Origin of the sequence: Streptomyces piniterrae (genome assembly GCF_005048155.1) — a bacterium.
Classification (GTDB): Bacteria; Actinomycetota; Actinomycetes; order Streptomycetales; family Streptomycetaceae; genus Streptomyces; species Streptomyces piniterrae.
This window is the reverse complement of the sequence record NZ_SUMB01000014.1, coordinates 36,589-62,247: the sequence shown is the minus strand read 5'-3', so window position 1 is coordinate 62,247 and position 25,659 is coordinate 36,589. Positions and strand designations below refer to the sequence as shown.

Below are 25,659 nucleotides of genomic sequence, written 5' to 3'. Positions count from 1 at the left end.
CGATGAGACGCTCATCGCAGGGCCCGGCGTTCCCGCACCCGCCGTGGACGGGCGCACTTCGGCCACCTGGATAATCGACCGGGTGAACGATCTTGCCGCTACCGCCGCCCCCGGCCGGACGCCGTGCGCCCCCACCCTCCGGGCCGCACTGCGCCGCGCCGCCCCCGCGCTCGCGGCGTACGCGGCGGTCCGGCTGCTGGGCGTCACGGTGCTCGCGGTCTGGTCGGCGGCCAACGGCAAGAACTGGCACACGCTGCTCACCGCCCGCTGGGACTCGCTCTGGTACACCCGCGTCGCCGAGCAGGGCTACGGCTACAGCGTGCAGCTGCCCAACGGCGATGTGCACTCCAACCTGGCGTTCTTCCCGCTGCTGCCATGGCTGGAGCGCGGCCTGTCCGCGATCTCCCCGCTGTCCGCGGCGGACGCCGGGATGGTGGTGGCCTGGCTGGCGTCGCTGGGCGCGGCCTGGGCGCTGTACGCGACGGGCGAGCGGCTGCACGGGCCGCGGGCGGGGATGGCGCTGGTGGCGCTGTGGGCGGTGCTGCCGGTCGGCATCGTGCAGTCGATGGCGTACTCGGAGTCGCTGTTCACCGCGCTCGCGGCCTGGGGCGTGTACTGCGTACTGACCGGGCGCTGGGTGTGGGCGGGCGTACTGGCCTCGCTGGCCGGGCTGACCCGGCCGGTGGGCGTGGCCGTCGTCGCGGCGGTGTGGGTCACCGCCGCGGTGACCGTACGCGACGAACGGGCCGGCGGCGCGAACCTGCGGGCGATCCTCCGCGGCCGGCACCGGGGCATGCTCCCGGGCGTCCTGCTCGCACCGCTCGGCTGGCTCGGCTACTTCGTGTGGGTGGGCGCCCGGCAGGGCAGCCCCACCGGCTATCTGGACGTCCAGGGCAGCTGGGGCAACGGCTTCGACGGCGGCATCGCGTTCGGCACGTTCATCTGGCACCAGCTGTCCGGACCCGCGTTCGCCGCCGGCCTCGGACTGCTCGTCGGTGTCGCGCTGGTGATCTGGCTGTACGCGCGCGGCGTACGGCAGGGCCAGCCGCTGCCGCTGCTGGTCTACGGCGGTACGGTGCTGCTGCTGGCACTGACCGCGAAGGGCTACTTCGGCTCCAAGCCACGGCTGATGCTCCCGGCCTACCCACTGCTCCTGCCCCTCGCGGCAGGCCTGTCGCACTGGCCCCGCACACGAGCCTGGCTGGTCATCGCGCTGATCGCGACCGGCTCGGCGGCGTACGGGGCGTTCTGGCTCAACGGGTCGGGGCCGCCGTGAGCGGATCCGCGTCCGACCGGGAAACTCCGTGCGACCGCCGGGCGAATCGGGGATAAACTCCGGCCACGAAAAGCAGATAAAGCACTTGCGGCGGCGACACGCGGATGCCGGGACGGGAATCCGAATCACTGGGAATTCCCTTCCAAATCCGTGCGCCGGAGCCCCGTTTGAGACCCATTCCACATCACATCGTCATTACAAAGCGCGCAGTTTGACCAAGCTGCTACATCACACGCGGTAACGTCGATTGAGTGCGTACCGATGACAAGCTCGACCAGATGGAGGAGCGCCCGACCGATCGCGCCCGACCACCGCAGATGACCCGGACCCGCCTGTACCTCTTCGGCGGCACGCTGGCGGTGTACGCGGCGATCGTGGTTGGAGTGCTGACCACTTCATGGCTGGTCACATTCGACTGGCAAGTCATGTTCTTCAGGCCGTACAAGCAGTGGCCGGAGATCCATGCCTTCCTCGACTACTTCGTTGTTCTGGGGCAGCGCGGACCGACCGCGGTGGCCGTGGCGGCCTGGCTGGGCTGGCGCTGCTGGCGGCAGCGCAACCTCCACCCGCTGCTGGTGCTCGGCGCCTCGCTGCTGCTGCTGAACATCACCGTGGGCGCCGCCAAGCTCGGCATGAGCCGGCTCGGCCCGCACTACGCGACGACGGTCGGCGCCAATGAGATGGGGCTCGGCGGCGATATATTCCCCTCGGGTCACACCGCGAACGCCGTGGTCACCTGGGGCGTCCTGGCCTACCTGGCGACCACCCCGCTGCGCCGGCGCACGCTGTCGGTGATCGCCGCGCTGGGCGCGCTGGGCGTCGGCATGACCACCGTCTACCTCGGTACGCACTGGGTCAGCGACGTGCTGCTCGGCTGGGCCGCCGGCCTGCTGGTGCTGCTGACGATGCCGTGGCTGGAGCCCGGCATCACCTGGGTGGAGGACCGCCTCATGGGCATCCTGCTGCGGCTGTGGCTGCGCACCCGCCCCGATTCGCTGCGCGGCCCGCTCCCGGTCGGCGCGATGGCCCCCGGGGTCTCCCGGCAGCGTGTCGCGCCGGACGGCGAGGTGCTGGTCCGCGAGACCATCGGCGCCGGCACCGGCGGCCGGATCGGCGCCACCCGCGCCCCGGAGGGCTGGCCGCACCACCCGCCACGCCCGCACACCTCCCGCTCGGAGCGTTCGCCGGTCACCCCGGTGGGCAGCCGGCGGCCGCCGCACGCGGACCGCGCCCCGCGCAGCGCGCCGCTGAGCCCGACGTCCGGGCGCGGCCGCAACGGCACCGGCTGACCCGTCCACGACCCGCGGGGCCGGTACGCACACCCGCTTCCCCGCGCCGAAGGCCCCGGCCGCTCCCTCCGGAGCAGCCGGGGCCTTCGTCCGTTCGGGCCCGTCAGCCTTTCCAGGCGCGGTGCACCTGCCCGTCCTTGACCTCGAAATTGAGCCGGCCGCTCAGGAATTCCATGGTGATGACGGTGCCCGGCGCCAGCGAACGGACGGCGGTCCAGCCACGTGCACGGGCCCGGTCCTCGGCGTCCTGCTGGGCGAGCCCGACATAGGACTCGGGGTCGTCCTGGGGTTCGTTCGGGAGGAGAGGTTCTGGAGGCATGACAGCCACGGTAGGTGCCCGCGTCGACACAGGGAAGGCCCTTCGTTGACAGGGGAAGGCCCTTCCGGCGCACACCTCGGTGACTTCCCCGTCCTTCATTGGTCACACTTGTGTCACAGCCAAGACTGCTGCGTTTGCGGTAACTTCCGTCACCCGTACGTGCCGTGTGTTGCGACAACCGGGTGGAAAACAAAGCGGCCGGAATTCCACCTTGATCAAATACGGAAACGGGCACCCGCACCTCGGGCAAAGCCGGACAGTTTCCGGAAATTAATCCCCGACCGGCCATGGAATCCGGATACCCGAAGCCTTTTATCGGCCAGCCGGTAATTGGCCAGCGCGACACACGTCACACACATTTCCCGCACATTGCCTCCGCCGCCGGCCCGCGCGAGGCGCCGGGAAGCGGTGTGCGTACGGCCCCGCGGGGGGGGGGAGCACCGCGACGGACGGACCGGGGCACCCCGGCGCACCCGGGCCCTGCCTCCGAGGGTCTCCGAGGGCGTCTCCACAACGATCCCTCGCGCACCGGGCCGGCCGCCGCGCCGTACGCGACCCTGCGGACCCGGCCGCCGCGCCACGGCGCCAAGGAGCCGCCCACCATCCGCCCGCGGTCCACCGTCCACCGTCCGGCGCCATCCGCCCGCTATCCCAGCGCCCGGGACAGCAGGTCCCTGACCTCCCGCACCCGGTCGCGCAGCTCGGGCGGCTCACGGATCTCGAAGTCGAAGCCCAGCAGCACGATGTGGATCACCATCGCGTCGAGGCCGTGCGCCCCGGTGCGCAGCAGACAGCTGTGCTCGTCGACCGCCTCCAGCACCCCCGCGTACGGGCTGACGCGGTCCGCGGCCTCCGCCAGCGGCACCCGCAGCAGCACCGTCGCCCGGTCCGCGTACGCACGGGTGGAGACGCCCTCGGAGACATACGCCGCGAGGTCCTCGGCGGGCGGCGTTCGGGGCGTGAAGCGCGGTCCGTGCGGCGGCGTGGGGGTGATGCGGTCGGCCCGGAAGGTGCGCCAGTCCGCGCGGTCCACGTCCCAGGCGACGAGGTACCAGCAGCGCCGCGCCGACACCAGGCGGTGCGGTTCGACGGTGCGGCGCGAGAGGGTGCCGTCGTGGGCGGCGTACTCGAACCGCAGCCGGTGGCTGTCCCGGCAGGCGTGCGCGAGTTCGGACAGGGTGTCGGCGTCCACCCGCGAGTCACGGGGCGTCCCGAGCATCGGGACGGTGAAGGCGTTGAGCGCGGCGACCCGGCGTTGCAGCCGGTGCGGCAGGACCTGCTCCAGCTTGGCCAGGGCGCGCACGGACGTCTCCTCGATGCCCTCGACGCCACCGGCCGCGGCGGTACGGAGCCCGACCGCGACGGCCACCGCCTCCTCGTCGTCCAGCAGCAGCGGCGGGAGTTCGGCACCGGCGCCCAGCCGGTAGCCGCCGGCCGTCCCCGGGGTGGAGTGCACGGGGTAGCCGAGTTCGCGCAGCCGGTCGACGTCGCGGCGGACGGTGCGCGGGGTGACGCCGAGCCGGTCGGCGAGGTCCGCGCCCGACCAGTCGCGGTGGGCCTGCAGCAGTGAGAGCAGGCGGAGCAGCCGTGCCGAGGTGTCCAACATGCTCCGAGTCTCGCAGCGATTGCGGACAGCCCCGGTCCGCGAAGCCGGGTGGGGGTGCATGCCCGCCCCGCTTGCCCTTCCGCTCGCCCTTCTGCGTGCCCTTCCCTCGCGCCCTTTGCCGCGTGCCCCTTCTCGCTCGCGCCCGCCTGCCCGCTCGGGCCGCATTCCGGCGCGGCCCTGCTCCCCCGGCTCACCCCCGCTTCCCGCTTGCCGCCTCCACTAGTTTCAGCAACGCTCACGGAGCGTGATTCATTCCCACGGGCTGTAGTCGAGATGGTGCGAGATTCTGACTGGCTGTCAGCTCCCGGTTGCCGCCCTGGTGTCCTGCTCACTGCTCTCGCTGGGGGCGTCGTCCGGGCCGGCGACCCTTATGGCCAGGTCGTTGTCGAGCGTGTAGTAGGGGCCGACCCTGAGGTGTCCCGCCGCGGCCCGCACCGGCAGCGCCGGGTAGCTGAACACCTGCTTCTTGTCCGGGACATCGTCCAGGAGACGGGCGATCCGGACCGGCCGGGCACCCTCGGCGGGTCGCACCCACAGGTCCCACGGCTCGTTGCCGTGCTCCCAGCGGGCCGCCAGCGCGTCGTACGGCAGCGTGAAGGTGAAGTCCAGGCCCTCGACGGTCAGCGGGACGGTGACGACGGGCGGCGCGTCGGCACCGGAGAGCCCGGTGGCCTTGGTGGCCCCGGAGACACCAGAGGCATCAGGGGCACCAGAAGCACCGGAGACGTCAGAGGCACCGGAGGCGCCGTTGCCGGCCGGGGTGCGCCGGGCGCGGGCCTCGGCTCGGGCGCCGGCGGCCGGGGCAGCGCCGTACAGCCGGCCGGAGACCGTCAGGCCGTCGGGCGCCACCAGGATGTCGCCGGCCTCGGCGTGCGGTCCGCGCAGCCAGCTGCGCAGTGCCAGGTTGCCGAACTTGGTCGCGTACGGGATGCGTACGCCGAGCCGGCCGATGCCCGCCAGCGGCCGGCGGTCGACCAGCGACCGGAGGTCGTTGACGCCGGGCAGCAGGCGCCGCGGGTCCCGGCCGTCGCCGAAGTCGGCGTAGGCGTTCCAGCGGCCCTCGGCGAGTGCGACGGTGCTGGGCAGCACGGCGCGCAGCCGACCGGATCCGTTCGGCCCGAGCGGCAGCCGTACCTCGTCGTCCACGCCGTCGCCGCCGCGCAGTCGCAGCACCAGTGCCGCGTTCCAGGCGGTGCCGTCGCCCTGAGGGGCGGTCAGATCGAAGGTGAGGCCGCCGGCGGAGTCCGCGATGCAGTCGGCCCGCAGCTCGGCCGGCGCCGCCTTGCCGTCCCGGCGGGCCGCCTTGGGCCGGTCCGGGCGCGCGGTGGGCGGAGCCTTCGGTTCCTGGTCGATGGCCTGGGGCTCCTTCACTTCCTGTCGGGTCGCCGCGGATGCGGTCTCGGGCAGCTGCGTCGAGGCGGTCACGCCGTCCGCACCCCTCTCACTGCGGCGCGGGCCGCGTCCTTGGTGGCGTATGCGCCGCTCAGCAGTGCTCCCCGGGTGCGGTGCAGGGTTCCGCGCAGCCCGCTGCCGCGTCTGCGGGTGATGAGTTCGCTGAAGAGCGCCTCGTAGCGTCCGGCGATCATGGCGGGGTCGAAGCGGGCGGACGCGGCGAGCGCGGCGCGGCCCATCCGCTTCCGGGCGTCGTCGTCGTTGATCAGCGTCAGCAGTGCGCCGGCCAGCGCGTCCTGGTCGCCGACCGGGACCAGCCTGCCGTCCGTCCCGTCGTCGACGATCTCGCCGGGGCCGTGCGGGCAGTCGGTGGCGACGACGGGCAGGCCGCAGCGCATGGCCTCCACGATCGTCATGCCGAAGGACTCCAGGCTGGAGGAGACCGCGGCGATCGAGCCCTTGGCCCACTCCGGGTCGAGGGGGTTGGCCGGGCCCATCAGAAACACATGGTTGTACAGGCCGAGTTCGTCGATCAGGGCGCGCAGGGCGGCCTTCTCGCTGCCGCCGCCGTAGATCCGCAGCCGCCAGTCGGGCCGCTCGGCGACGACCTTGGCGAAGGACCGGATGAGGACGTCGTAGCGCTTGACGGGGGCGAGCCGGCCGGCCGCGACGACCCACTTGCCGCTGCCGTCGGCGGGTTGCAGGCCGGGGTCCGGCACGCTGTTGGGCACCGCCTCGATGCGGACGCCGGGCAGCCGCAGCGTACGGCGGTAGGCGCGGGCGTCGGCCTCGGTGACGGTGGTGACGGCGTCCAGGCGCGGATAGGCGCTGCGCAGGGCGAGCTTGAGCGGCCGGCTGTGGGTGTCGAGGGTGAGGTGCTCCTGGCCTGTACGGACCGGGCCGCGGCGTGTCTGCTTGGCGATGTGCACGTTGAGGCCGGGCCGGGTGCCGACCACGACGTCCGCCTCGATGCGGCGCAGATGCTGGGCGATGCGGCGGTCGGTGAGCTCGCTGTACTGGCCGTAGCGGCCTTCGGCGGCGGGGAAGACCTTGGCGGGGCGGGTGTGTTCGGGGTCGGCGCCTTCGTAGGTGGGGCTGGACTCGCGGATGTCCACGAGGTGCCGCAGCGCGACGCGCCGGCCGAGGTCGAAGACGGGGGTGTCGCGGTGGCGCAGGACGGAGACGATCTCGACGTCATGGCGTTCGGCGAGGGTTCGGGCCAGGTTGAACGTCGTCCGGATCGTCCCGCCGATGCCGTACGCGTTGTGTATCAGGAATGAGATGTGCATCCGTCCCCGTGTCCCCCTGGTCTTCCTGTTGTTGCGGGTCTCCCCGCGGAGCGCGTCGCGCCCTCCCGATGGCTTGATGCATCGAGCTGCCGAACGGTAGGACCGGGAATACGGGTTCCGGGTTGGGGGCTTTCGCCAAGTTGTTCCAAAAAAGTTAGGGCATCGGTAGCAACGTCATGGAACCTGCCGGCCGCGGATTCCGTCCGCCTCCCTGCGGAGGGCGCCTCCGGGGCCTTTCCGGCCCCGGCCCATGGGACGGGCGCCGGGTGCGCCGCCGGTCTTCCGGTGCACCGAACTCTGCGCAGGAGTTGGCGGTCTGTGACCGTTCCGGGATGGCTTCCCCCGGATTCCCGCTGTGCGCCGATTGGTTCGATTCTGTTCCAGGCCGCGCGTGACCCCTGCCACAGGTCACCCGTTGTTCCTGTACGAGCCGGGAGACCGCCCGGCAGCCGTTCGAAGATCGAGGAGCCACCCGTGCCGCGCATGCTCGACGTCAGCGACGACGTTCGCGCCGAGATCGGCGACGAAGAGGCCGACCGCTTGCTGGCTGGTGGCGACGCCCCCGGCAGCTACGACTGCACCTCCTGTCGCACCCCGGGCGACAGTGAACAGGAGCGCACCAGCACTGTCCTGTTCGTGGGCGAGGAGACCGCGGTGCTCGCGTTCGCGCACGCGACGTGCATCCCCTCGCAGGTCGTCCCGGTATCCGAGGAGCAGCTCCAGGGAGCCGTGCGCTCCATCACCGGTGAGGACGCCGCCCCGCTGACTCCCCCGGCCCCCGCCGGCGACCGCCAGGCGACTCTCGGGATCACCTGCGGGCTGGTGCTGATCGGGAACGATCTGCGGCCGGCGCTCGTCGTCGAGCCGGACGGCCCGATCGTCCGCCCCGGCTCGACGAAGACCGAGGACGAGTTCCTGACGCTGCTGGTGGAGCAGGGCTTCCAGCAGGTGAAGGACATGAACGACCTGCCCGCGATGAACCCGGGGTGGTCGACGCTGCTCGCGATGGGCAAGCTGCACGCCGTGCTCCAGCCGGGCGTCAACGGGGGCAGCGCGGCGGCGTGGTGGCAGGCGCACCAGCCGCTGGCCGTGTCCGACGGCTGGCGTACCGCGGCGAACAAGGCGAAGACCGTGCTGATGTACGCCGCGCCCGCGGGCACCATCGGGCACCAGCCGCGGGAGGATCTGATGCGGCAGGCGCTGGAGCAGGCGGCCGCGAACGGCGCCCTGGTGGCCGCGGCGATGCCGCTGGCCGGCACCTGATCCGACGGTACTCCGATCGCGGGGGCGGCACCGCCTGATGGGCGGGATTGCCCCCGCGATCAGCCATTTCCGCAGGGAAGCCGCATCCGACGGGCATCGGGGTCGTTGGCAGATACGTGCACGCATACGACCCGTCCTCCCGCGCCCAGTACCCCCACCCGATCCCCGGAATGCGCCCGTCGCACGAACCGCGGTCCACGCACACCGCCGACCGTGGTTCGGCCACGCCGATCTATGACGCGCTGTACGCCGAATACCGCCGTTCCTTCCGCGCGCTGCCCGGGGACCGTACGGACGAGCCGGAGATCCCGGAATCGCTGCGCGGCAACGGGAGTTGGGGCCAGACGACGGCGTCCACGGGCCACTGGGAGGTCGTCGGCCGCCAGCCGTACCACCCGCGGGGCCGCACCCCGGCGGCCCTGCCACCGGGCCAGCGGGACTCCCGGTCGCACGGACGCTGATCCGCCCGCGCGGCCGGTCTCCACGGCCCGGAAGCCCCGCCACGGCGTCCCCTCGAAGCCGGACTCCTCACGCAGCCGGCGCTCGATACCGCACCACCCCGGGGGCCGACCCCCGGACCCCCAGCCGCGACCCGGGGCAGCCGCCGCCCGACAGCCCCCGCTACTTCTTCTTGCTCCGCTTCTCCCGCACCCGCACCGAAATGTGGATCGGCGTCCCCTCGAAGCCGAACTCCTCACGCAGCCGGCGCTCGATGAAGCGGCGGTAGCCGGCCTCCAGGAAGCCGGAGGCGAAGAGGACGAAACGGGGGGGCTTGGTGCCGGCCTGGGTGCCGAAGAGGATGCGGGGCTGCTTGCCGCCGCGGATCGGGTGCGGGTGGGAGGCCACGATCTCGCCGAGGAAGGCGTTGAGCTTCCCGGTGGGGATGCGGGTCTCCCATCCGGCGAGCGCGGTCTCGATCGCCGGGACCAGCTTCTCCATGTGGCGGCCGGTGCGCGCGGAGACGTTCACCCGCATCGCCCAGGGGACCTGTACGAGGTCCCGCTCGATCTCCCGCTCCAGGTAGAAGCGGCGCTCCTCGTCGAGGGTGTCCCACTTGTTGTAGGCGATGACCAGGGCACGCCCGGCTTCCACGGCCATCGTGATGATCCGCTGGTCCTGGACGCTGATGGATTCGCTGGTGTCGATGAGGACGACCGCGACCTCGGCCTTCTCCACGGCCGCCGCGGTGCGCAGCGAGGCGTAGTAGTCGGCGCCTTCCTGGAGGTGCACCCGGCGGCGGATGCCGGCGGTGTCCACGAACTTCCAGGTCTTTCCGCCGAGTTCGATCAGCTCGTCGACCGGGTCGCGGGTGGTGCCGGCCATCTCGTTGACGACCACCCGCTCCTCGCCCGCGACCTTGTTCAGCAGCGACGACTTGCCGACGTTGGGGCGGCCGATCAGCGCGATCCGGCGGGGGCCGCCGAGCGCGGCGCCGAAGGTCTGCGCGGGCGCCTCGGGCAGCGCCTCCAGGGCGGCGTCGAGCATGTCGCCGGTGCCGCGGCCGTGCAGCGCGGAGACCGGGTACGGCTCGCCGAGGCCCAGCGACCACAGCATGGCGGCGTCGGCCTCGCCGGAGGCGCCGTCGACCTTGTTGGCGACCAGCACGACCGGCTTGCCGGAGCGGCGCAGCAGCTTGACGACGGCCTCGTCGGTGTCGGTGGCGCCGACCTTGGAGTCGACGACGAAGACGACCGCGTCCGCCGCCTCGATGGCGAATTCGGCCTGCATCGCCACGGAGGCGTCGATGCCGAGGACGTCCTGCTCCCAGCCGCCGGTGTCGACGACCTTGAAGCGGCGGCCGTTCCAGTCGGCCTCGTAGGTGACGCGGTCGCGGGTGACGCCGGGCTTGTCCTCGACGACCGCCTCGCGGCGGCCGATGATGCGGTTCACCAGGGTCGACTTGCCGACGTTGGGGCGGCCGATGACGGCGAGGACGGGCAGCGGGCCGTGGCCGGCCGCGGCGATGTCGCCCTCGACCTCCTCGAGGTCGAAGCCCTCCTCCGCGGCGAGCTGCATGAACTCCGCGTACTCGGCGTCGCCGAGCGCACCGTGCTCGTCACCGGTGGGGGTCTGGTCGTTCATGAAGTCCGTTCCTCGTTCATCATCGTCATCGGTGGGGCGCTGGTGGCGCCCCACTACTCAAAGTGTCGGTCAGCGCCCGGTCAGGCGCCTGGCCGCTGCCAGGTGGGCGGTCAGCCGCTCCTGGATCCGCACGGTCGCCTCGTCCAGCGCCTTGCGGGTACGCCGCCCGCTGCCGTCGCCCGCCTGGAAGCCGTCCCCGAAGACGACGTCGACGCGGCCGCGCAGCGGCGGTATGGCCGGGGTCAGCCGGCTGGTGCGGTCGGTGCTGCCGAGCACCGCCACGGGGACGACGGGTGCGCCGGAGCGCACCGCGAAGTAGGCGAGCCCGGCCCGCAGCGACGCGAAGTCGCCCTCGCCGCGGGTGCCTTCCGGGAAGATCCCCAGCACTCCGCCGCCGTCCAGTACGCCGAGCGCGTCGGTGATCGCCTTGCGGTCGGTGCTGTCGCGGTCGACCTTCAGCTGTCCGATGCCCCGCAGGAACGGGTCCAGGGGGCCGACGAACGCTTCCTTCTTGATCAGGAAGTGCACCGGGCGGGGCGCGGTGCCCATCAGCATCGGGCCGTCGATCCCGTGCGAGTGGTTCACGGCGAGGATCACCGGTCCGGCGGACGGGACCCGCCAGGCGCCCAGCACGCGCGGCCGCCACAGCCCGTACATCAGGCCGATGCCGATCCGCCGGCCGACCGCGGCGCCCTTGGGGCTGGGCGCCGTCCTGCCGTCCTCCGTCACCGAGCGGCCCGCCCCGCCTTTTCGGCGCCGGCACCCTCGATGAGGGTGACCACGCACTCGATGACCTGGTCCAGGGTGAGGTCGGTGGTGTCCACCTCGACCGCGTCGTCCGCCTTGGCCAGCGGGGAGGTCTTGCGGGAGGAGTCCGCGGCGTCCCGCTTCATCAGCGCCTCGCGGGTGGCGGCCAGGTCGGTGGCCTCCTTGCCCTTGAGTTCGCCGCTGCGGCGGGCCGCCCGCGCCTCGGCGGAGGCGGTGAGGAAGACCTTGAGGTCGGCGTCCGGCAGGACGGTGATGCCGATGTCGCGGCCTTCGACGACGATGCCGCGGGGGGCCTCGGCGGCGATGCTGCGCTGCAGGGCGGTGATCCGGGCGCGCACCTCGGGGACGGCGCTCACGGCGCTGACCGCGGAGGTGACCTCCTGGGTGCGGATCGGGCCCGCGGCGTCCAGGCCGTCGACCGCGATGGTCGGGGCGGCCGGGTCGGTGCCGGAGACGATCACGGGCTTGGCGGCGGCGTCGGCCACCGCCCGCGCGTCGTTGACGTCGATCCCGTTGGTAAGCATCCACCAGGTGATCGCCCGGTACTGGGCGCCGGTGTCGAGGTAGCCGAGGCCCAGCTTGGCGGCCACGGCCTTGGAGGTGCTGGACTTGCCCGTGCCAGCGGGGCCGTCGATGGCGACAATCACTGCAGCCGGGGCGGTCCGAGCGGCGGTTTCCACGGTGACGAACACCTTTCTTGTACACGGGGCGGGGGTCCACGGCCATATGGGCCTCGCACAAGGTTACTGGCTCACCCGTACGGCGCCGTCCACGGAGTCATTGGCGGATCGACCAGCCCCGCTCGCGGAGCTCGGCGGTCAGCACCGGAACCGCCGGCGGCTCGACCGTGAGCTGGATGAAACCGGCCTGCTGGCCGGTGGCGTGCTCGATGCGGACGTCCTCGATGTTGACGCCGGCCCGGCCGGCGTCGGCGAAGATCCGGGCCAGCTCGCCGGGCTGGTCGCCGATGTAGACGGCGACGATCTCGTAGGCGGCCGGGGCGGCGCCGTGCTTGCCGGGCACCCGCTCGCGTCCGGCGTTGCCGCGCCGCAGCACGTCCTCGATGCGGTGGGCGCCGCCGCCGCGTTTGTCCTCGTCGGCGGACTCCAGGGCGCGCAGTGACCGGACGGTCTCGTCGAGGTCGGCGGCGACCTCGGACAGCACGTCGGCGACCGGGCCGGGGTTGGCGGAGAGGATGTCGATCCACATCGCGGGGTCGGAGGCCGCGATCCGGGTCACATCCCGGATGCCCTGGCCGCAGAGCCGTACGGCGGTCTCGTCGGCGCCCTTGAGGCGGGCGGCGACGAGGCTGGAGACCAGCTGGGGGGTGTGCGAGACCAGGGCGACGGCGCGGTCGTGGGCGTCCGCGTCCATCACCACCGGGACGGCCCGGCAGAGCGCGACCAGCTCCAGGGCGAGGTTGAGCACCTCGGTGTCGCAGTCCCTGCCCGGGGTGAGCACCCAGGGGCGGCCCTCGAAGAGGTCGGCGGTGGCGGCCAGCGGGCCGGAGCGCTCCTTGCCGGCCATCGGGTGGGTGCCGAGGTAGCCGGCGAGGTCGCAGCCCATCGCCTCCAGCTCGCGGCGCGGGCCGCCCTTGACGCTGGCGACGTCGATGTACGCGCGGGCCACGCCGCGCCGTATCGCGTCGGCCAGTGCCGTCGCGACATGGGCGGGCGGCACCGCCACGATGGCGAGATCGACAGGCCCGGGGGGCGGCTCCGCGGCGCCCGCGCCGAGTGCGGCGGCCGTGAGGGCCTGGGCCTGGTCGTGGTCCTCCAGGAACACCTGCACGCCGCGGGCGTTCAGGGCGAGCGCGACGGAGGTGCCGATCAGGCCGGTTCCGATGACGAGTGCGGTCCTCACTGCGCGATGTCCTTTCGCAGCGCCCCGGCCGCGCCGAGGTAGACATGGGCGATTCCGGCCTTGGACAGTCCGGTCTCGACATGGGCGAGCACCCGCACGACGCGTTCCATGGCGCCGGTGACGTCGAGTTCCTGGGCGCAGATCAGCGGGACGTCCGTGATGCCGAGGGCGCGCGCGGCGGCGGCCGGGAAGTCGCTGTGCAGATCGGGGGTGGCGGTGAACCACACGCTGATCAGGTCGTCGGCGAGGAGGTCGTTGCGCTCCAGCATGGCGGTGAGCAGCTCCGCGACCTGCTCCTGCATATGCTCCGCGTCGTCCCGCTCCAGCTGGACGGCCCCACGGACCGCTCGTACCGCCACGTCACTGCTCCCTGCCTCTGAATGCCGCCGCCGACTGCCGCCGCGCCCCACCTCCGCGCGCACGATCAGCGTATCCGCTGCGCCCGGCCGGCTCCGCTGCGCTGCGCCTCGGCCCCGTTCGCGGCTTCCCCGCCGTGGTGCCGGACGGCGGGCGCCGGAATTTCCGGTGACAGCCAACGGCCTCACCGGGGAGAATCGCCCGATGTCTGCCGATGCCACAGGTCACGCCCTGGTCGCCGAGCACACCGTCTACGCGTGTGTGATGGGCTCGCGCGCGTTCGGTCTGGCGACCGAGAGCAGCGACACGGACCGGCGCGGGGTGTATCTCGCGCCGACCGCCCTCTTCTGGCGCTTCGAGAAGCCGCCGACACATGTGGAGGGGCCGCGGGAGGAGGAGTTCTCCTGGGAGCTGGAGCGGTTCTGCGAGCTGGCGCTGCGTGTGAACCCGAACATTCTGGAGTGTCTGCACTCCCCTCTGGTGGAGCGCGTCGACGACACGGGCCGTGAGCTGCTCGCGCTGCGCGGGGCGTTCCTTTCCCGGCGCGTCCACCGGACGTTCTCCGGCTACGCGACCGGGCAGCTGCGTCAGCTGCAGGCAGATGTGCGGCAGCGGGGCGCGCCGCGGTGGAAGCACGCGATGCATCTGCTGCGGGTGCTGGCGGCCTCGCGCGATCTGCTGCGTACCGGCACGCTCACGCTGGACGTCGGCGAGGCGCGGGAGGAGCTGCTGGCGGTGAAGCGGGGCGAGGTCGCCTGGGACGTGGTCGAGCGGCGGATGGCTCGGCTGTCGGAGGAGGCCGACGCGGCGGTGTCCGGCTCTCCGCTTCCGGCCGAGCCGGACCGGGCGCGGGTGTCGGATTTCCTGTTCCGCGCGCGGTCCGCCGCGCTGGGGCTGAGCCGGATCGGTTGATCGCCGTTGTCGACGTGTCCGCTGTGCTCGAGCCGAGCCGACTTGGTTCCCACCGTTGTCGGTTCAGCCCGAGCGCAGTGTCACGCGTCCCACGCCGCCCCCAGTGCCAGCAGTTCCTCGCGGTATTCGATGCGGCCGGCCCACTCCTCGGGCCATGCGGGCGCGCCCAGGTGGGCGCCCGCGAACGCGCCGGTGAGGCACGCGATCGAGTCGGAGTCGCCGGACGTGCAAGCGGCCCGTCGGAGCGCCGTCAGCGGGTCGTCGGGGAAGAGCAGGAAGCACAGCAGGCCGGTGGCCAGCGCCTCCTCCGCGATCCAGCCGGCGCCGGTGGCCAGGCACGGGTCGGCTTCCCGGTCCGGGGCGGCCAGTGCCGCGTCCAGCCGGTCCAGGACGCCGAGGCACTCGTCCCAGCCGCGGGCGATGAACTGCGTCGCCGAGGGGTCGTGGCTGTGCCGCCACAGGGCGCCGAGCCAGTCCTCCCGGTAGACGGTGCGGCCGGCGTGGGCGTACGCGCGCAGCAGGCCGGGCAGCTCGGCGGGGCGTGCGCCGTCGGCGAGGAGGCGCACGGCGTGTGCGGTCAGGTCGCTGGCGGCGAGCGCGGTGGGGTGTCCGTGGGTCAGCGCGGACTGGAGTTGCGCGGCGCCGGAGCGCTGGGCGGGGGTCAGCCCCGGTGCGAGCCCGATGGGTGCGACGCGCATGTTGGCGCCGCAGCCCTTGGAGCCGATCTGGCTGGCCCGTGCCCAGGGCCGTTCCGGGGTGCTGAGCAGTTCGCAGGCCCGGAGGCAGGTGGCGCCCGGTGCCCGGTTGTTGTCCGGCGAGCGCCACCAGGCGACGTATTCGTCGCGTACGGGGCCTTCCAGGAGCTGTGGGGTGAGTTCACCGCGGTCCATGGCCGTGCGCAGGCCGCGTCCGAGGGCGAGTGTCATCTGGGTGTCGTCGGTGACGAAGGCGGGGTCGGGCAGCGTCATCTCCCGCCATGGGCCGCATTTGGCCAGGATCGCCGGTACGTCGTTGAACTCCGTCGGAAAGCCGAGTGCGTCGCCGAGCGCCAGGCCGATGAGCGCGCCGGTGGCGGCGGACGTCGTTGCCCCCGTGAAACCCATGAAAAAACCACCCCTTAATCGTCATGATGACGTTAAGGGGTGGTGGTGGGGCGCCGCAAGGTCGTTTCGCACAAGCGAGGCCGCCCGTGCGGGGGCCGGCTTTTCCCGGGGGGTAGGTTTTTTCCCCGCCCACCCCCCTTCGGGGGGTGGGCGGGTACAGGAGCGGACCCCGGGAGCTCGCCTGGAGCTCGACTACAGCTCGACCTCGCGCATCAGCATGCCGACCTCGGTGTTGGTCATCCGGCGCAGCCAGCCCGACTTCTGGTCGCCCAGCGCGATCGGGCCGAAGGCCGTACGGACCAGCTTGTCGACGGGGAAGCCGGCCTCGGCCAGCATCCGGCGCACGATGTGCTTGCGGCCCTCGTGGAGGCTCACCTCGACGAGGTAGTTCTTGCCGGTGTTCTCCACGACGCGGAAGTGGTCGGCGCGGGCGTAGCCGTCCTCCAGCGGGATGCCGTCCTTGAGCTTCTTGCCCAGGTCGCGCGGGAGGGGGCCCTGGATCGCCGCGAGGTAGGTCTTCTTGACGCCGTAGCGCGGGTGCGTCAGCCGGTGGGCGAGCTCGCCGTGGTTGGTGAGCAGGATGATGCCCTCGGTCTCGGTGTCCAGCCGGCCGACGTGGAACAGCCGCGTCTCCCGGTTGGTGACGTAGTCGCCCAGGCACTGGCGGCCGTCCGGGTCCTCCATCGTGGAGACGACACCGGCCGGCTTGTTCAGCGCGAAGAACAGGTACGACTGGGTGGCGACCGTCAGGCCGTCGACCTTGATCTCGTCCTTCTCCGGGTCGACCCGGACGCCCTGCTCCATGACGATCCGGCCGTTGACCTCGACCCGCGCCTGCTCGATCAGCTCCTCGCAGGCCCGCCGCGAGCCCATGCCGGCCCTGGCCAGCACCTTCTGGAGCCGCTCGCCCTCCTGCTCGGCGCCGGGGAAGGTCTTGGGGGTCTTGATCTGCGGCTTGCTGTGCCGGGCCCGGTTGCGCTCCTCGACCTGGGCGTCGTACTCGCGGGGCCGCGCGGGCGCCTGGCCGCGGCCGCGCTGCGGGGCGCCCTTGCCGCCGCCGCGGCCCGGCTTGGAGGCGGCGGCGCCGGTACGGGGGCCGCCCTTGGCGCCGCCGCGGGCCGCCGCGCCCCGGCTGCCGCTCTTCGCGCCGCCCTTGCGCTCGTCACCGCCGGCGGATCCGCCCACGTCGTAGCGGCGCTCCTCGGGACGGGGCTTGCCGGCGCGCTGCTGCTTGTCGTCCCGCTTGTTGCCCGCGCCGCGGTAGTTGCCCCTACCGCTGTCGTTGTTCCTGCCGCTGCTTCGCATCAATGATCCGTCTGAGAGTCGCCGCTGTCGTCTACGTCGAACGACGGGATACCTTCCAGCGAGTCGCCCTCGACCGCGTCCGCCTCCGGGAGGAACGGTGCGAGCTCCGGGAGCTCGTCCAGGCCGCGCAGGCCCATCCGCTCCAGAAAGTAATTCGTCGTCCTGTACAGGATCGCACCTGTTTCAGGTTCCGTTCCCGCCTCCTCCACCAGTCCGCGCTGGAGGAGCGTGCGCATCACACCGTCACAGTTCACACCGCGAACGGCCGAGACTCGGGAACGGCTGACCGGCTGACGGTACGCGACTACGGCCAGAGTCTCCAATGCGGCCTGGGTGAGCCGGGCCTGCTGGCCGTCCAGGACGAAGCTCTCCACCGCGTCCGTGTACTCGGCGCGGGAGTAGAACCGCCAGCCGCCGGCCACCAGCCGCAGATCGAAACCGCGGCCCTGCCTGGCGTAGTCGTCGGACAGCTCGCGAAGCGCCAGCGCGACCGACCGGCGGGGCCGTTGCAGCACCTTGGCCAGGTGCTCCTCGGTCGCGGGCTCGTCGACGACCATGAGGACGGCCTCCAGGGCGGGCTTCAGCGCCAGCTCGGCGACGCCGAGCGCCCCGGCCGGGGCGTCGGGCGCGTCCGCGGTGTCCGGGCGCTCCCGGAGCCCGTCCTCCAGCACGCTCTCCGTGACGTCGTACGCCTGGCTCCCGGCCTCGCCGCCGCTCATGCCCGCTCCTCTTCCGCCGCTTCCCGGTCGTCCGCCGCTTCCTCGTCGGCTGCCGCTTCCTCGTCGTCCGCCGCCCGCGCTCCCTGTTCCGACCCGGCGGCCGGGCTGCCCGATTCCTGGTCGAACTCGTCCGTGACGACCGGCTCGGCTCCCTCCGCGCCCGTCCAGCGGACCCGTAGGGCCCCCAGGGCCTCCTCCTGGTCCAGGATGACCACCCGCTCCCGGTAGAGCTCCAGCAGGGCCAGGAACCGCGCGACGACGGTGAGCGTGTCCGGTGCGTCGGCGACCAGCTCCTGGAAGCTGGTCTCGCCGGCCTCACGCAGCCGCGCCATCACCACCTCGGCCTGCTCGCGCACGCTCACCAGCGGCGCGTGGATGTGGTCGACGTACACCTGGGGCTTGGCCTTGGGCTGCATCGCCTTCACGGCGAGCTTGGCGAATCCTTCCGCCCCGATGCTGATGACGACTTCGGGCAGCAGCTCGGCGTGCTGCGGCTCCAGCCCGACGGTACGGGGGTGGCGCCGCGCCTCGTCCGCCAGCCGGCCGCTGAAGATGTCCGCGATGCGCTTGTAGGCGCGGTACTGGAGGAGCCGCGCGAAGAGCAGATCGCGGGCCTCCAGAAGCGCGAGGTCCGCTTCGTCCTCCACCTCGGCGGCGGGCAGCAGCCGGGCCGCCTTCAGGTCGAGCAGGGTCGCCGCGACGACCAGGAACTCGGTGGTCTGGTCAAGATCCCAGTCCGGCCCCATGGCCCGGATGTGCGCCATGAACTCGTCGGTCACCTTCGACAGCGCGACCTCGGTGACGTCCAGTTTGTGCTTGGAGATCAGCTGGAGGAGGAGGTCGAAGGGGCCCTCGAAGTTCGCCAGCCGGATGGTGAACCTGCCGTCGCCGGCGTCGGGGGCCGACGGGGCGTCGACGTGCGGCTCCCCGACGTGCGGCTCCCCGACGTCCGACTTCTCGGCGTCCGAGGGCTGCTCAGGGGCCGGGGGCTGCTCGACGGGCCCCGGTGCGTCCAGGGCCAGCGGCTCTCCGGGAGTCCCAGTCCCCCCGGTGGCCTGTCGTACGTCCGGAGCCTGCGGCTCCTCCGGGGAGTCCGGCTCCTCCGCGGCGTCCGGTTCGCCCGGGACCGGCGGCACATCGCTGCCCTGCGGCTCCTCGAGAACCGGGAGCTCCTCCGGAGCCGGGGCCTCCTCGGGAACTGGTGCCTCTTCGGGAGCCGGTGCCTCTTCGGCGGCCCGCTGATCGCGGACCCGGGCCACGTCCCGAGCCTCCGGTTCCTCCGAGGCCCCGGGCGCCTTGTGGCCGTCCTCCGCTCTCTCCGGAGCCTCGCGCCGCCCAGCCTGCGTCGCGGCGGGAACCTCGGGCTCCCCGGCGCCCGGCAGCGTTCCCGGCGCCCCGGCCTCGGCCGCTTCCTCCGTCCGGCGTCCCGCGCCCGGCCCGCGCCCCAGAGGGCGGCGGGCGCGGGGCGAAGGGGCGTCGTTGTCGGTCGTCGGCATCGCGGTCCATGGTGCTGCGGTCCCCGTGCCGGGGCGACGGGCTGGTCACGGGCGGGGCGGCCCGCCGAAGGGGCAGGCTATCTCGCGGCCCGCCCGGCACGACGTACCGGCACCGCGGCGGCGGCCGCAAAAATTCCCCGCCGCCGCGGCGGACGGCCGCAACGGGCAGGCACGACGGCGGCCCCGGGGCCGAGCCGGCCGCTGTCCGCACCAGACGACGCAGCGGGCGTCAGCGTCCGCGCAGCCGCCGTACGAGGATGCTGGCGTCGCCGCGCGACTCCAGGTCGGCGAGGACGACGGCGACCGCTTCGCGGACGATCCGGCCGCGGTCGACGGCGAGACCGTGTTCACCGCGCAGCACCAGGCGCGCGTGTTCGAGGTCCATGAGCTCCTCTGCGGAGACATAGACGGTGATCTTCTCGTCGTGCCGTTCCCGGCCGCTGGGGCGCCGGTTGGCGCCACGCCCGGCGCCGCGCCGTCGGCCCTGCTGGCCGACCTGGGCGGCCGCCGCGGCGGCGTCCTGCATGGACTGGCCGGCCTGTGCCGCCTGTCCGGACTGGCCCGCCTGGGCCCTGCGGCCCTGCGGTCCGTCCGTGTCCGTCTCGCGGCCGCCGTGCTCGGCCGGAGCCGCCGTGCGCGCGCCGCCGTCGGCCGGGGCCTCGGCGGCGTCGTTGTCCGCGTGCCGCTGGCGTACCCCGGCGGGCGTCTCCGGCGCGTCCTGGGCGGGGTCGGACTCACCGGCCGGGGCGGGCACCCGCGGCGCCTCGCCGTTGGCGGTGGATCCGTTGGCCGTGCGGCGGGGAGACGAGGACTGCAGCCCCATCCCCCCGGTGGTGCGGAACAGTTCGTCGGCTCCGGGCAGACTCACTCGGCGTGACACCGGGCGAGCACCTCCCTGGCGAGCTGGCGATAGGCGGCCGCACCGACGGAGTTGGAGGCGTAGGTCGTGATCGGCTCGCCCGCGACGGTGGTCTCGGGGAAGCGGACCGTACGGCCGATGACGGTGTGGTAGACGTGATCGTCGAAGGCCTCCACGACGCGCGCCAGGACCTCGCGGCTGTGCACGGTGCGGGAGTCGTACATCGTCGCCAGGATGCCGTCCAGCTGCAGCTCGGGGTTGAGCCGCTCCTGGACCTTCTCGATCGTCTCGGTGAGCAGCGCCACACCGCGCAGCGCGAAGAACTCGCACTCCAGCGGGACGATGACCTTGTGAGCCGCCGTCAGGGCGTTGACGGTCAGCAGACCGAGCGAGGGCTGGCAGTCGATGACGATGTAGTCGTAGTCGGCGAGCAGCGGCTTGAGGGCGCGCTGGAGCGTCGACTCGCGCGCGACCTCGCTGACCAACTGCACTTCGGCCGCTGACAAATCGATATTGCTGGGAAGCAGGTCCATGTTGGGGACCGCGGTCTTCAGGAGCACCTCGTCGGCCGACATGCCCCGCTCCATGAGCAGGTTGTAGACCGTCAGGTCGAGCTCCATCGGGTTGACGCCGAGTCCGACCGACAGGGCGCCCTGCGGGTCGAAGTCGACGAGCAGCACCCGTCGTCCGTATTCGGCGAGTGCGGCGCCCAGGTTGATGGTCGAGGTGGTCTTGCCGACCCCGCCCTTCTGGTTGCACATCGCGATGATTTTCGCCGGGCCGTGCTCCGAGAGCGGCCCGGGAATGGGGAAGTACGGGAGTGGGCGTCCGGTCGGGCCGACGCGTTCGCGGCGTTGGCGCGCGGCGTCGGGCGCGAGCGTGGCCGCGTATTCGGGGTCCGGCTCGTACTCGGCGTCCGGATCGTAGAAGTGCCCCTCGGGCAGGTCGTCGTAGTCGGCGAGACGGGCGGGTTCTCCACTGCCCCGGTCGCCGGCCATGGCGTTCACGTGATGGCCGTCCATGCTTTGGTGGGCTGTCGTGGTCATGCTCTGGTGGGTTGCGAAGGTGTGGACCGCGACGGAGCCGACAGCCTCGCGCCCCGAGGGACCCATGCCCCGTGCAACCGCTCCTGGTTGACCACCTCCGGGAGAAAATGTCGACTCATTCACAAGTCGTCTTACCTCCTTGGATGTGACCAGGAAACTTATCGATAGGTCAGCGTGACACCATGCCGACGGTTGGCGACTCTATGGCGTGTCGGGCGTCCGCAGCAACACAATCCACCGGACCCGGCCCGATGTGTCGGTAACCGAACCCCTCGATGTCAAGGGCGCGAGCGGCATCGGACCGATGTTTCGGGGGTGCGCGAATCGGTTAAAGGGTTACGTTCACGGCGAGTTGAGAGATCGTCGTCCGACGCCGGTCGTGCGGCGTGGCGCACACGCGACCGGCCGGGCCCTGTCGACAAGGCCCGGCCGGTTGTGCGGCGTTGACGCGCTTACTTGACGCCTCAGCCGAGGAGCGTGCGCAGTTCGACGGTCTCCAGGCCGTGCGCCTCGGCGACCGGGCCGTAGACGACCTTGCCGTCGTGCGTGTTCAGGCCCTTGGCCAGCGCCGGGTCACGGCGCAGCGCCTCGACCCAGCCGCGGTTCGCCAGCTCCACGATGTAGGGCAGCGTGGCGTTGGTGAGGGCGTGGGTGGAGGTGTTCGGGACCGCGCCGGGCATGTTGGCGACGCAGTAGAAGACCGAGTTGTGGACCTCGAAGGTCGGCTCGGCGTGGGTGGTCGGCTTGGAGTCCTCGAAGCAGCCGCCCTGGTCGATCGCGATGTCGACAAGGACACTCCCGGGCTTCATCTTGGCGACGAGCTCGTTGGTGACCAGCTTGGGGGCCTTGGCGCCGGGGATCAGGACGGCACCGACGACGAGGTCGGCCTCGATGACGGCCTTCTCCAGCTCGTAGGCGTTGGAGACGATCGTCTGCACCTTGGTGCCGAAGATCTTGTCGGCCTCGCGGAGCTTGTTGATGTCCTTGTCGAGCAGGGTGACGTGGAAGCCGAGGCCCACGGCGATCTGCACGGCGTTCCAGCCGGAGACGCCGCCGCCGATGACGACGGCCTTGCCCGCGGCGACGCCGGGGACGCCGCCGGGCAGCACACCGCGGCCGCCGGCCTGGCGCATCAGGTGGTACGCGCCGACCTGCGGGGCGATCCGGCCCGCGACCTCGGACATCGGGGCGAGCAGCGGCAGCTGGCGGCCGGCCGTCTCGACGGTCTCGTAGGCGATGGCGGTGGTGCCGGACTCCAGCAGCGCGTCCGTGCACTCGCGGGAGGCCGCGAGGTGCAGGTACGTGAAGAGGGTCTGGTCCTTGCGGAGGCGGTGGTACTCCTCCGCGATGGGCTCCTTGACCTTCAGCAGGAGGTCGGCGGTGCCCCAGACCTCGTCGGCGGTGCCGAGGATGGTGGCGCCGGCGGAGACGTACTCCTCATTCGTGATGGACGAGCCGAGGCCGGCGTCCTTCTCGATGAAGACCTGGTGGCCATGGCGGACGAGCTCGTTCACTCCGGCGGGCGTGATTGCCACGCGGAACTCGTTGTTCTTGACCTCGCGGGGGATGCCGACCTTCACGTCGATCACGGTCCTTGAATGAGTGCTTGCAGGAGGAATTATCCCCTCATGCGATGCATGACGGAACTGACCGCGCCGTACGCGGCCCGCCCAGTCTATTGAAGGATCTCCTCTTGTCTAGCCTTGCAAAGCACCTATTTTCATGAGCACCACCACCGATTTCGTAGGCTAGTCGGGGTGATCTTCAAGAAGACGATCTCCCTCGGACCGGTGGAGCCCCGCCGCTGCTGGGTCGCCGAGCCGCTCCAGGGCGTCCGCGATCCGAAGGCGCAGCCCCGCTTCCAGGCGTCCGTCACCGGCGTTACGGGCGATTTCGATGGCTTCGAGGAAGGTCCGCAGCCCGTCCTCGGGCCGGCCCGCGCACTCCTGGACCCGCGCCAGCTCGCCGGTCGCCCGCGCCTGGCCCGCCGCGTCGCCGGCCCTGCGGTACGTCCGGGCGGCCGCCCGCCACTCCCTGAGCGCCTCGTCCCACCGGCCCGCGCGGCGGTGTGCGTCGCCGATCCGGCCGTGCAGCCGCGCCGCGTCGGGCCCCTCGCCCCGGGCCAGCCGCAGCTCCAGCGCCCGCCCGTACCAGTCCGCGGCCCGCTGCCAGTCGCCCAGCTCGGTGTACGAGGCGCCCAGCGACTCCAGCGCCCGGCCGGTGGCCACCGGGTCCTTCACCGAGCGGGCCGCCTCCAGCGCGCCCCGGTAGCGGCCGAGCGCCTCCGAGGTACGGCCCGCCTGGCCGTCGAGGTCCGCGAGGTTGAGCAGGGCGGCGGCCTTCTCGCGCGCCAGACCGCGCCGCTCGGCGACTTCCAGCACCAGCCCGTGCAGCGCGTAGAGGTCCGGCGCGGCCGCCTCCGGGCCCTCGTGCGCAAGCAGCGTCCGGGTCAGCGTGGCCATCAACCGCCGGTCCAGGGTGTCCAGTTCACCGTCGGCGGCGGCGATCCGGGCGGCATCCAGCAGCGTGTCCCGGCGGCTGCGCAGCCAGCTCGCGGCCGCCGCCCTGGAGACGAAGCGGAACGAACGCGGCAGCCCCTCGGCCTTCTTGCGCGCGGGCGAACCGGGCGGCTCGCCCATCGCCCGGCAGGACTGGAGCAGCCGTACGGTGCGCTCCAGCATGCGGGCGCGGGCCAACTGGATGTCGGCGGGCCGCTCGTGCTCATCGAGCAGCTCCCGCACCAGCGGGTCCAGGCAGCCGGGCAAGCGGAACGGGGGACGCGGCGCGGAGTCGGAGGCCTGCGCGCCGCCCCGCGCCGGGTTGTCGGGGGTGTCTTCGTCGACCGGCCGCAGCAGGCCCAGCGCGGCGAATTCCCGCAGTGCGGTCCCGGCCACCACGACCGAGCAGCCGGCCAGCGCGGACGCGAGATGCGCGTCGACCAGGCCGCCGGGAGCCAGGGTGATCAGCCGGAGCATCCGTGCGGCGGGCGGCGGCAGCGTGCCGTACACGAGATGGAAGGCCCGGTACAACGGGCGGGCACCGGTGGACAGATCGGCCGGCAGCGGGACCTCGCGCAGCGCCTGGCGCAGATCGGAGACCGAGGACTTGGGCCGGGCCGCGAGCCAGCCGCCGGCCAGCACCAGGGCGGCGGGCTGGCCGCGGCACTCCTCGGCGACCGCCTCGGCGGTCCGCGGATCGACGGTGATCCTGGTCGGGCCCGCGTAACGGCTGAGCAGTTCGACGGCGGCCGCGCTGCCCAGGCCGCCGAGGGCACACGGCCGGACGTCCGGGATACCGGTCAGCGGCCCCTGGGAGACGACCACGACCAGGCAGTCGGGGGCGTCGGGGAGCAGCGGTTCGACCTGTTCGGCGCCCGGCGCGTCGTCCAGGAAGAGCAGTGCGCGGCGGGTGGCGAGCGCGCCGCGGAGGCGCTCGGTCAGCTCGTCCTCGGCGGCGCCGGGCGGGGCGTCGACGCCGAGCGCGGCGAGCAGTTCGCGGGCGGTGCGGCCGGTGTCGGCCGGTGCGCCGCCCGGCGCGGTGAGCGTTGCCCGCAGCACACCGTCGGGGTAGTCGGCGGCGAGTTCGCGGAGCAGTTCCTCGGCGAGTTCGGTGCGGCCCGAGCCGGGGCGGCCGGCGATCAATAGCACACGGCTGCGGGCGCCCTTGCGGCCGGAGAGGGTGTCGAGGCCGGCGCGTTCGATGTCGGCGTGCAGCGCCTTGAGCTCGCGGCGGCGGCCGACGGCACCCGCCCGGTTCGGGGGAACGGCGGCCGCGGGCACGGTGGCTTCGGCGGGGGCCCGGCCGTCCGCGGCCGGGCGGGACGCCGGTGCGTGCTGGTCGCCCGCCGTCGGGCCGGTCCGCCGCACCGCCTCCGGCGGGAGGTGCCCCCCGCCCACCGCCTGATCCGTCACCGGCCCCGCTCCCGTCCACCTGCGCGTACGAACCCGCCGCGGGCGCGGACGGGAACGTGACCGAGCGTAGTTCACGGCCCGTCACGGCCCGTGCGGAGCAGGGCGGTTGAGTCACCCGATCGGTTCACCGGATCATCTGACCGGTGCACGAAAGTGGGATGCCGCCGGACGGCGGGTCAGGCCTCGAAGGGGCGGGCCGGCCAGGGCGCGTCGGCCGGCCGCAGCGCGTCCAGACCGTCGCCGTTCTGCGCCGCGGTGAGTGCCAGCACACCCACGACGAGGCAGTTGTTGTGCAGCTCGCCGGCCAGCACCCCGCGGACCAGTTCGGCCTGCGGGACCCGCGCCAGCTCCATGTCGGCCTCCTCCTCGGAGACCTCGAACCGCTCGCCCTCGGCCTCGGACAGCTCCCGGGCGAGGAAGATCCGCACGGCCTCGTCGCAGCCGCCGGGCGTCGTGTAGACGTCGGCCAGCACCCGCCAGTCCTCGGCCTTGACGTGCGCCTCCTCGTACAGCTCGCGCTGCGCCGCGTGCAGCGGGTTCTCGCCGGGGATGTCGAGCAGCCCGGCCGGGATCTCCCAGAGCTTCTGGCGTACGGGGTGACGGTACTGGCGCAGCACCAGCACCCGGCCCTCGTCGTCGAGGGCGAGGACCGCCACCGAACCGGGGTGGACCTGGTAGTCCCGCGTGACGGTGGCGCCGTCCGGCATGACCACCTCGTCGGTGCGCACGCTGGTCTTGTTCCCGGTGAACGGCGTCGTGGTCGCGGTGACCGTCCACTCCTCGGGGGTGTCCTTGATCGCCATG

Annotated in this window: 23 protein-coding genes; 5 read left to right on the top strand and 18 right to left on the bottom strand. The window is 72.7% G+C overall.

Annotation, left to right across the window (positions count from 1 at the left end; genetic code table 11):
* Nucleotides 1–82 precede the first annotated feature (82 nt).
* On the top strand, nucleotides 83–1,276 hold the full coding sequence (locus FCH28_RS32110; protein WP_136743725.1) for a glycosyltransferase family protein: 1,194 nt from the start codon (nucleotides 83–85) through the stop codon (nucleotides 1,274–1,276).
* 251 nt (nucleotides 1,277–1,527) lie between these two features.
* Nucleotides 1,528–2,565, top strand: coding sequence for a phosphatase PAP2 family protein (locus FCH28_RS32105; RefSeq protein WP_187363977.1), 1,038 nt, complete (start codon nucleotides 1,528–1,530; stop codon nucleotides 2,563–2,565).
* Between the two features lie 103 nt (nucleotides 2,566–2,668).
* Here FCH28_RS32105 and FCH28_RS32100 read toward each other — a convergent pair whose 3' ends face one another.
* From FCH28_RS32100 to FCH28_RS32085, 4 genes are all read right to left on the bottom strand, one after another.
* A complete protein-coding gene (locus FCH28_RS32100) occupies nucleotides 2,669–2,884 on the bottom strand; it encodes an I78 family peptidase inhibitor (RefSeq protein WP_136743724.1) in 216 nt (71 codons plus the stop codon).
* 646 nt (nucleotides 2,885–3,530) lie between these two features.
* On the bottom strand, nucleotides 3,531–4,490 hold the full coding sequence (locus FCH28_RS32095; RefSeq protein ID WP_136743723.1) for a helix-turn-helix transcriptional regulator: 960 nt from the start codon (nucleotides 4,488–4,490) through the stop codon (nucleotides 3,531–3,533).
* Nucleotides 4,491–4,787: 297 nt separating this feature from the next.
* Nucleotides 4,788–5,915: a hypothetical protein gene (locus FCH28_RS32090; RefSeq protein WP_425472047.1), complete on the bottom strand. Its 1,128-nt coding sequence runs from the start codon at nucleotides 5,913–5,915 to the stop codon at nucleotides 4,788–4,790.
* Nucleotides 5,912–7,171, bottom strand: a complete 1,260-nt coding sequence (locus tag FCH28_RS32085) for a glycosyltransferase family 4 protein (RefSeq protein WP_136743722.1) — start codon at nucleotides 7,169–7,171, stop codon at nucleotides 5,912–5,914. The genes FCH28_RS32090 and FCH28_RS32085 overlap by 4 nt, the downstream gene beginning before the upstream one ends.
* A gap of 474 nt (nucleotides 7,172–7,645) precedes the next feature.
* Between FCH28_RS32085 and FCH28_RS32080 the strand changes: the two genes are divergently transcribed.
* Together FCH28_RS32080 and FCH28_RS32075 are read left to right on the top strand one after the other, a co-directional pair.
* Nucleotides 7,646–8,434 carry a hypothetical protein gene (locus FCH28_RS32080; protein ID WP_136743721.1) on the top strand — a complete coding sequence of 263 codons (789 nt, stop codon included), beginning with the start codon at nucleotides 7,646–7,648 and terminating at the stop codon, nucleotides 8,432–8,434.
* A 170-nt stretch (nucleotides 8,435–8,604) separates the two neighbouring features.
* Complete coding sequence (locus FCH28_RS32075; RefSeq protein WP_425472046.1) at nucleotides 8,605–8,895, top strand: hypothetical protein; 291 nt, start codon at nucleotides 8,605–8,607, stop codon at nucleotides 8,893–8,895.
* A 160-nt stretch (nucleotides 8,896–9,055) separates the two neighbouring features.
* Here FCH28_RS32075 and der read toward each other — a convergent pair whose 3' ends face one another.
* From der to aroH, 5 genes are all read right to left on the bottom strand, one after another.
* Nucleotides 9,056–10,516 carry a ribosome biogenesis GTPase Der gene (der, locus tag FCH28_RS32070; RefSeq protein WP_136743719.1) on the bottom strand — a complete coding sequence of 487 codons (1,461 nt, stop codon included), beginning with the start codon at nucleotides 10,514–10,516 and terminating at the stop codon, nucleotides 9,056–9,058.
* A gap of 69 nt (nucleotides 10,517–10,585) precedes the next feature.
* Entirely contained in the window at nucleotides 10,586–11,245 is a 660-nt protein-coding gene (locus FCH28_RS32065; RefSeq protein WP_136743718.1) for a lysophospholipid acyltransferase family protein, read from the bottom strand.
* On the bottom strand, nucleotides 11,242–11,976 hold the full coding sequence (cmk, locus tag FCH28_RS32060) for a (d)CMP kinase (RefSeq protein WP_136743717.1): 735 nt from the start codon (nucleotides 11,974–11,976) through the stop codon (nucleotides 11,242–11,244). The genes FCH28_RS32065 and cmk overlap by 4 nt, the downstream gene beginning before the upstream one ends.
* Before the next feature lie 85 nt (nucleotides 11,977–12,061).
* Entirely contained in the window at nucleotides 12,062–13,147 is a 1,086-nt protein-coding gene (locus tag FCH28_RS32055; protein WP_136743716.1) for a prephenate dehydrogenase, read from the bottom strand.
* The gene (gene aroH / locus FCH28_RS32050; RefSeq protein ID WP_136743715.1) at nucleotides 13,144–13,506 is read right to left on the bottom strand and encodes a chorismate mutase; all 363 of its coding nucleotides are present in this window, start codon (nucleotides 13,504–13,506) and stop codon (nucleotides 13,144–13,146) included. Before aroH ends, FCH28_RS32055 begins: the two co-directional genes overlap by 4 nt.
* A gap of 202 nt (nucleotides 13,507–13,708) precedes the next feature.
* Between aroH and FCH28_RS32045 the strand changes: the two genes are divergently transcribed.
* Entirely contained in the window at nucleotides 13,709–14,416 is a 708-nt protein-coding gene (locus tag FCH28_RS32045; protein WP_136743714.1) for a nucleotidyltransferase domain-containing protein, read from the top strand.
* Nucleotides 14,417–14,496: 80 nt separating this feature from the next.
* Here the strand turns inward: FCH28_RS32045 and FCH28_RS32040 are convergent, their stop codons facing one another.
* The 9 genes from FCH28_RS32040 to FCH28_RS32000 form a co-directional block, all read right to left on the bottom strand.
* Nucleotides 14,497–15,519 carry an ADP-ribosylglycohydrolase family protein gene (locus tag FCH28_RS32040; RefSeq protein WP_136743713.1) on the bottom strand — a complete coding sequence of 341 codons (1,023 nt, stop codon included), beginning with the start codon at nucleotides 15,517–15,519 and terminating at the stop codon, nucleotides 14,497–14,499.
* A gap of 192 nt (nucleotides 15,520–15,711) precedes the next feature.
* Entirely contained in the window at nucleotides 15,712–16,824 is a 1,113-nt protein-coding gene (locus FCH28_RS32035) for a pseudouridine synthase (RefSeq protein ID WP_136743712.1), read from the bottom strand.
* On the bottom strand, nucleotides 16,824–17,543 hold the full coding sequence (scpB, locus tag FCH28_RS32030; RefSeq protein ID WP_246103421.1) for an SMC-Scp complex subunit ScpB: 720 nt from the start codon (nucleotides 17,541–17,543) through the stop codon (nucleotides 16,824–16,826). The genes FCH28_RS32035 and scpB overlap by 1 nt, the downstream gene beginning before the upstream one ends.
* Nucleotides 17,540–18,679, bottom strand: a complete 1,140-nt coding sequence (locus FCH28_RS32025) for a segregation and condensation protein A (RefSeq protein WP_425472053.1) — start codon at nucleotides 18,677–18,679, stop codon at nucleotides 17,540–17,542. The genes scpB and FCH28_RS32025 overlap by 4 nt, the downstream gene beginning before the upstream one ends.
* Before the next feature lie 589 nt (nucleotides 18,680–19,268).
* Complete coding sequence (locus tag FCH28_RS32020; RefSeq protein WP_136743872.1) at nucleotides 19,269–19,907, bottom strand: hypothetical protein; 639 nt, start codon at nucleotides 19,905–19,907, stop codon at nucleotides 19,269–19,271.
* Nucleotides 19,904–20,920 (bottom strand): ParA family protein, encoded by a 1,017-nt coding sequence (locus tag FCH28_RS32015; RefSeq protein WP_425472052.1) that lies wholly within the window; start codon nucleotides 20,918–20,920, stop codon nucleotides 19,904–19,906. Before FCH28_RS32015 ends, FCH28_RS32020 begins: the two co-directional genes overlap by 4 nt.
* A 488-nt stretch (nucleotides 20,921–21,408) precedes the next feature.
* Nucleotides 21,409–22,524: an alanine dehydrogenase gene (gene ald / locus FCH28_RS32010; protein WP_136743871.1), complete on the bottom strand. Its 1,116-nt coding sequence runs from the start codon at nucleotides 22,522–22,524 to the stop codon at nucleotides 21,409–21,411.
* A gap of 168 nt (nucleotides 22,525–22,692) precedes the next feature.
* A complete protein-coding gene (locus tag FCH28_RS32005; protein WP_136743709.1) occupies nucleotides 22,693–24,855 on the bottom strand; it encodes a tetratricopeptide repeat protein in 2,163 nt (720 codons plus the stop codon).
* 176 nt (nucleotides 24,856–25,031) lie between these two features.
* Nucleotides 25,032–25,658 carry an NUDIX domain-containing protein gene (locus FCH28_RS32000; RefSeq protein ID WP_136743708.1) on the bottom strand — a complete coding sequence of 209 codons (627 nt, stop codon included), beginning with the start codon at nucleotides 25,656–25,658 and terminating at the stop codon, nucleotides 25,032–25,034.
* Between the last annotated feature and the right edge of the window lies 1 nt (nucleotide 25,659).

Bases quoted from the DNA above. Each gene is read 5' to 3' on its own strand.
- FCH28_RS32100 (WP_136743724.1), bottom strand. From the start codon at position 2,884: ATGCCTCCAGAACCTCTCCTCCCGAACGAACCCCAGGACGACCCCGAG.
- FCH28_RS32095 (WP_136743723.1), bottom strand. From the start codon at position 4,490: ATGTTGGACACCTCGGCACGGCTGCTCCGCCTGCTCTCACTGCTGCAG.
- FCH28_RS32085 (WP_136743722.1), bottom strand. From the start codon at position 7,171: ATGCACATCTCATTCCTGATACACAACGCGTACGGCATCGGCGGGACG.
- FCH28_RS32075 (WP_425472046.1), top strand. From the start codon at position 8,605: ATGCGCCCGTCGCACGAACCGCGGTCCACGCACACCGCCGACCGTGGT.
- der (WP_136743719.1), bottom strand. From the start codon at position 10,516: ATGAACGACCAGACCCCCACCGGTGACGAGCACGGTGCGCTCGGCGAC.
- FCH28_RS32045 (WP_136743714.1), top strand. From the start codon at position 13,709: ATGTCTGCCGATGCCACAGGTCACGCCCTGGTCGCCGAGCACACCGTC.
- FCH28_RS32040 (WP_136743713.1), bottom strand. From the start codon at position 15,519: ATGGGTTTCACGGGGGCAACGACGTCCGCCGCCACCGGCGCGCTCATC.
- FCH28_RS32035 (WP_136743712.1), bottom strand. From the start codon at position 16,824: ATGCGAAGCAGCGGCAGGAACAACGACAGCGGTAGGGGCAACTACCGC.
- scpB (WP_246103421.1), bottom strand. From the start codon at position 17,543: ATGAGCGGCGGCGAGGCCGGGAGCCAGGCGTACGACGTCACGGAGAGC.
- FCH28_RS32015 (WP_425472052.1), bottom strand. From the start codon at position 20,920: ATGGACGGCCATCACGTGAACGCCATGGCCGGCGACCGGGGCAGTGGA.
- FCH28_RS32000 (WP_136743708.1), bottom strand. From the start codon at position 25,658: ATGGCGATCAAGGACACCCCCGAGGAGTGGACGGTCACCGCGACCACG.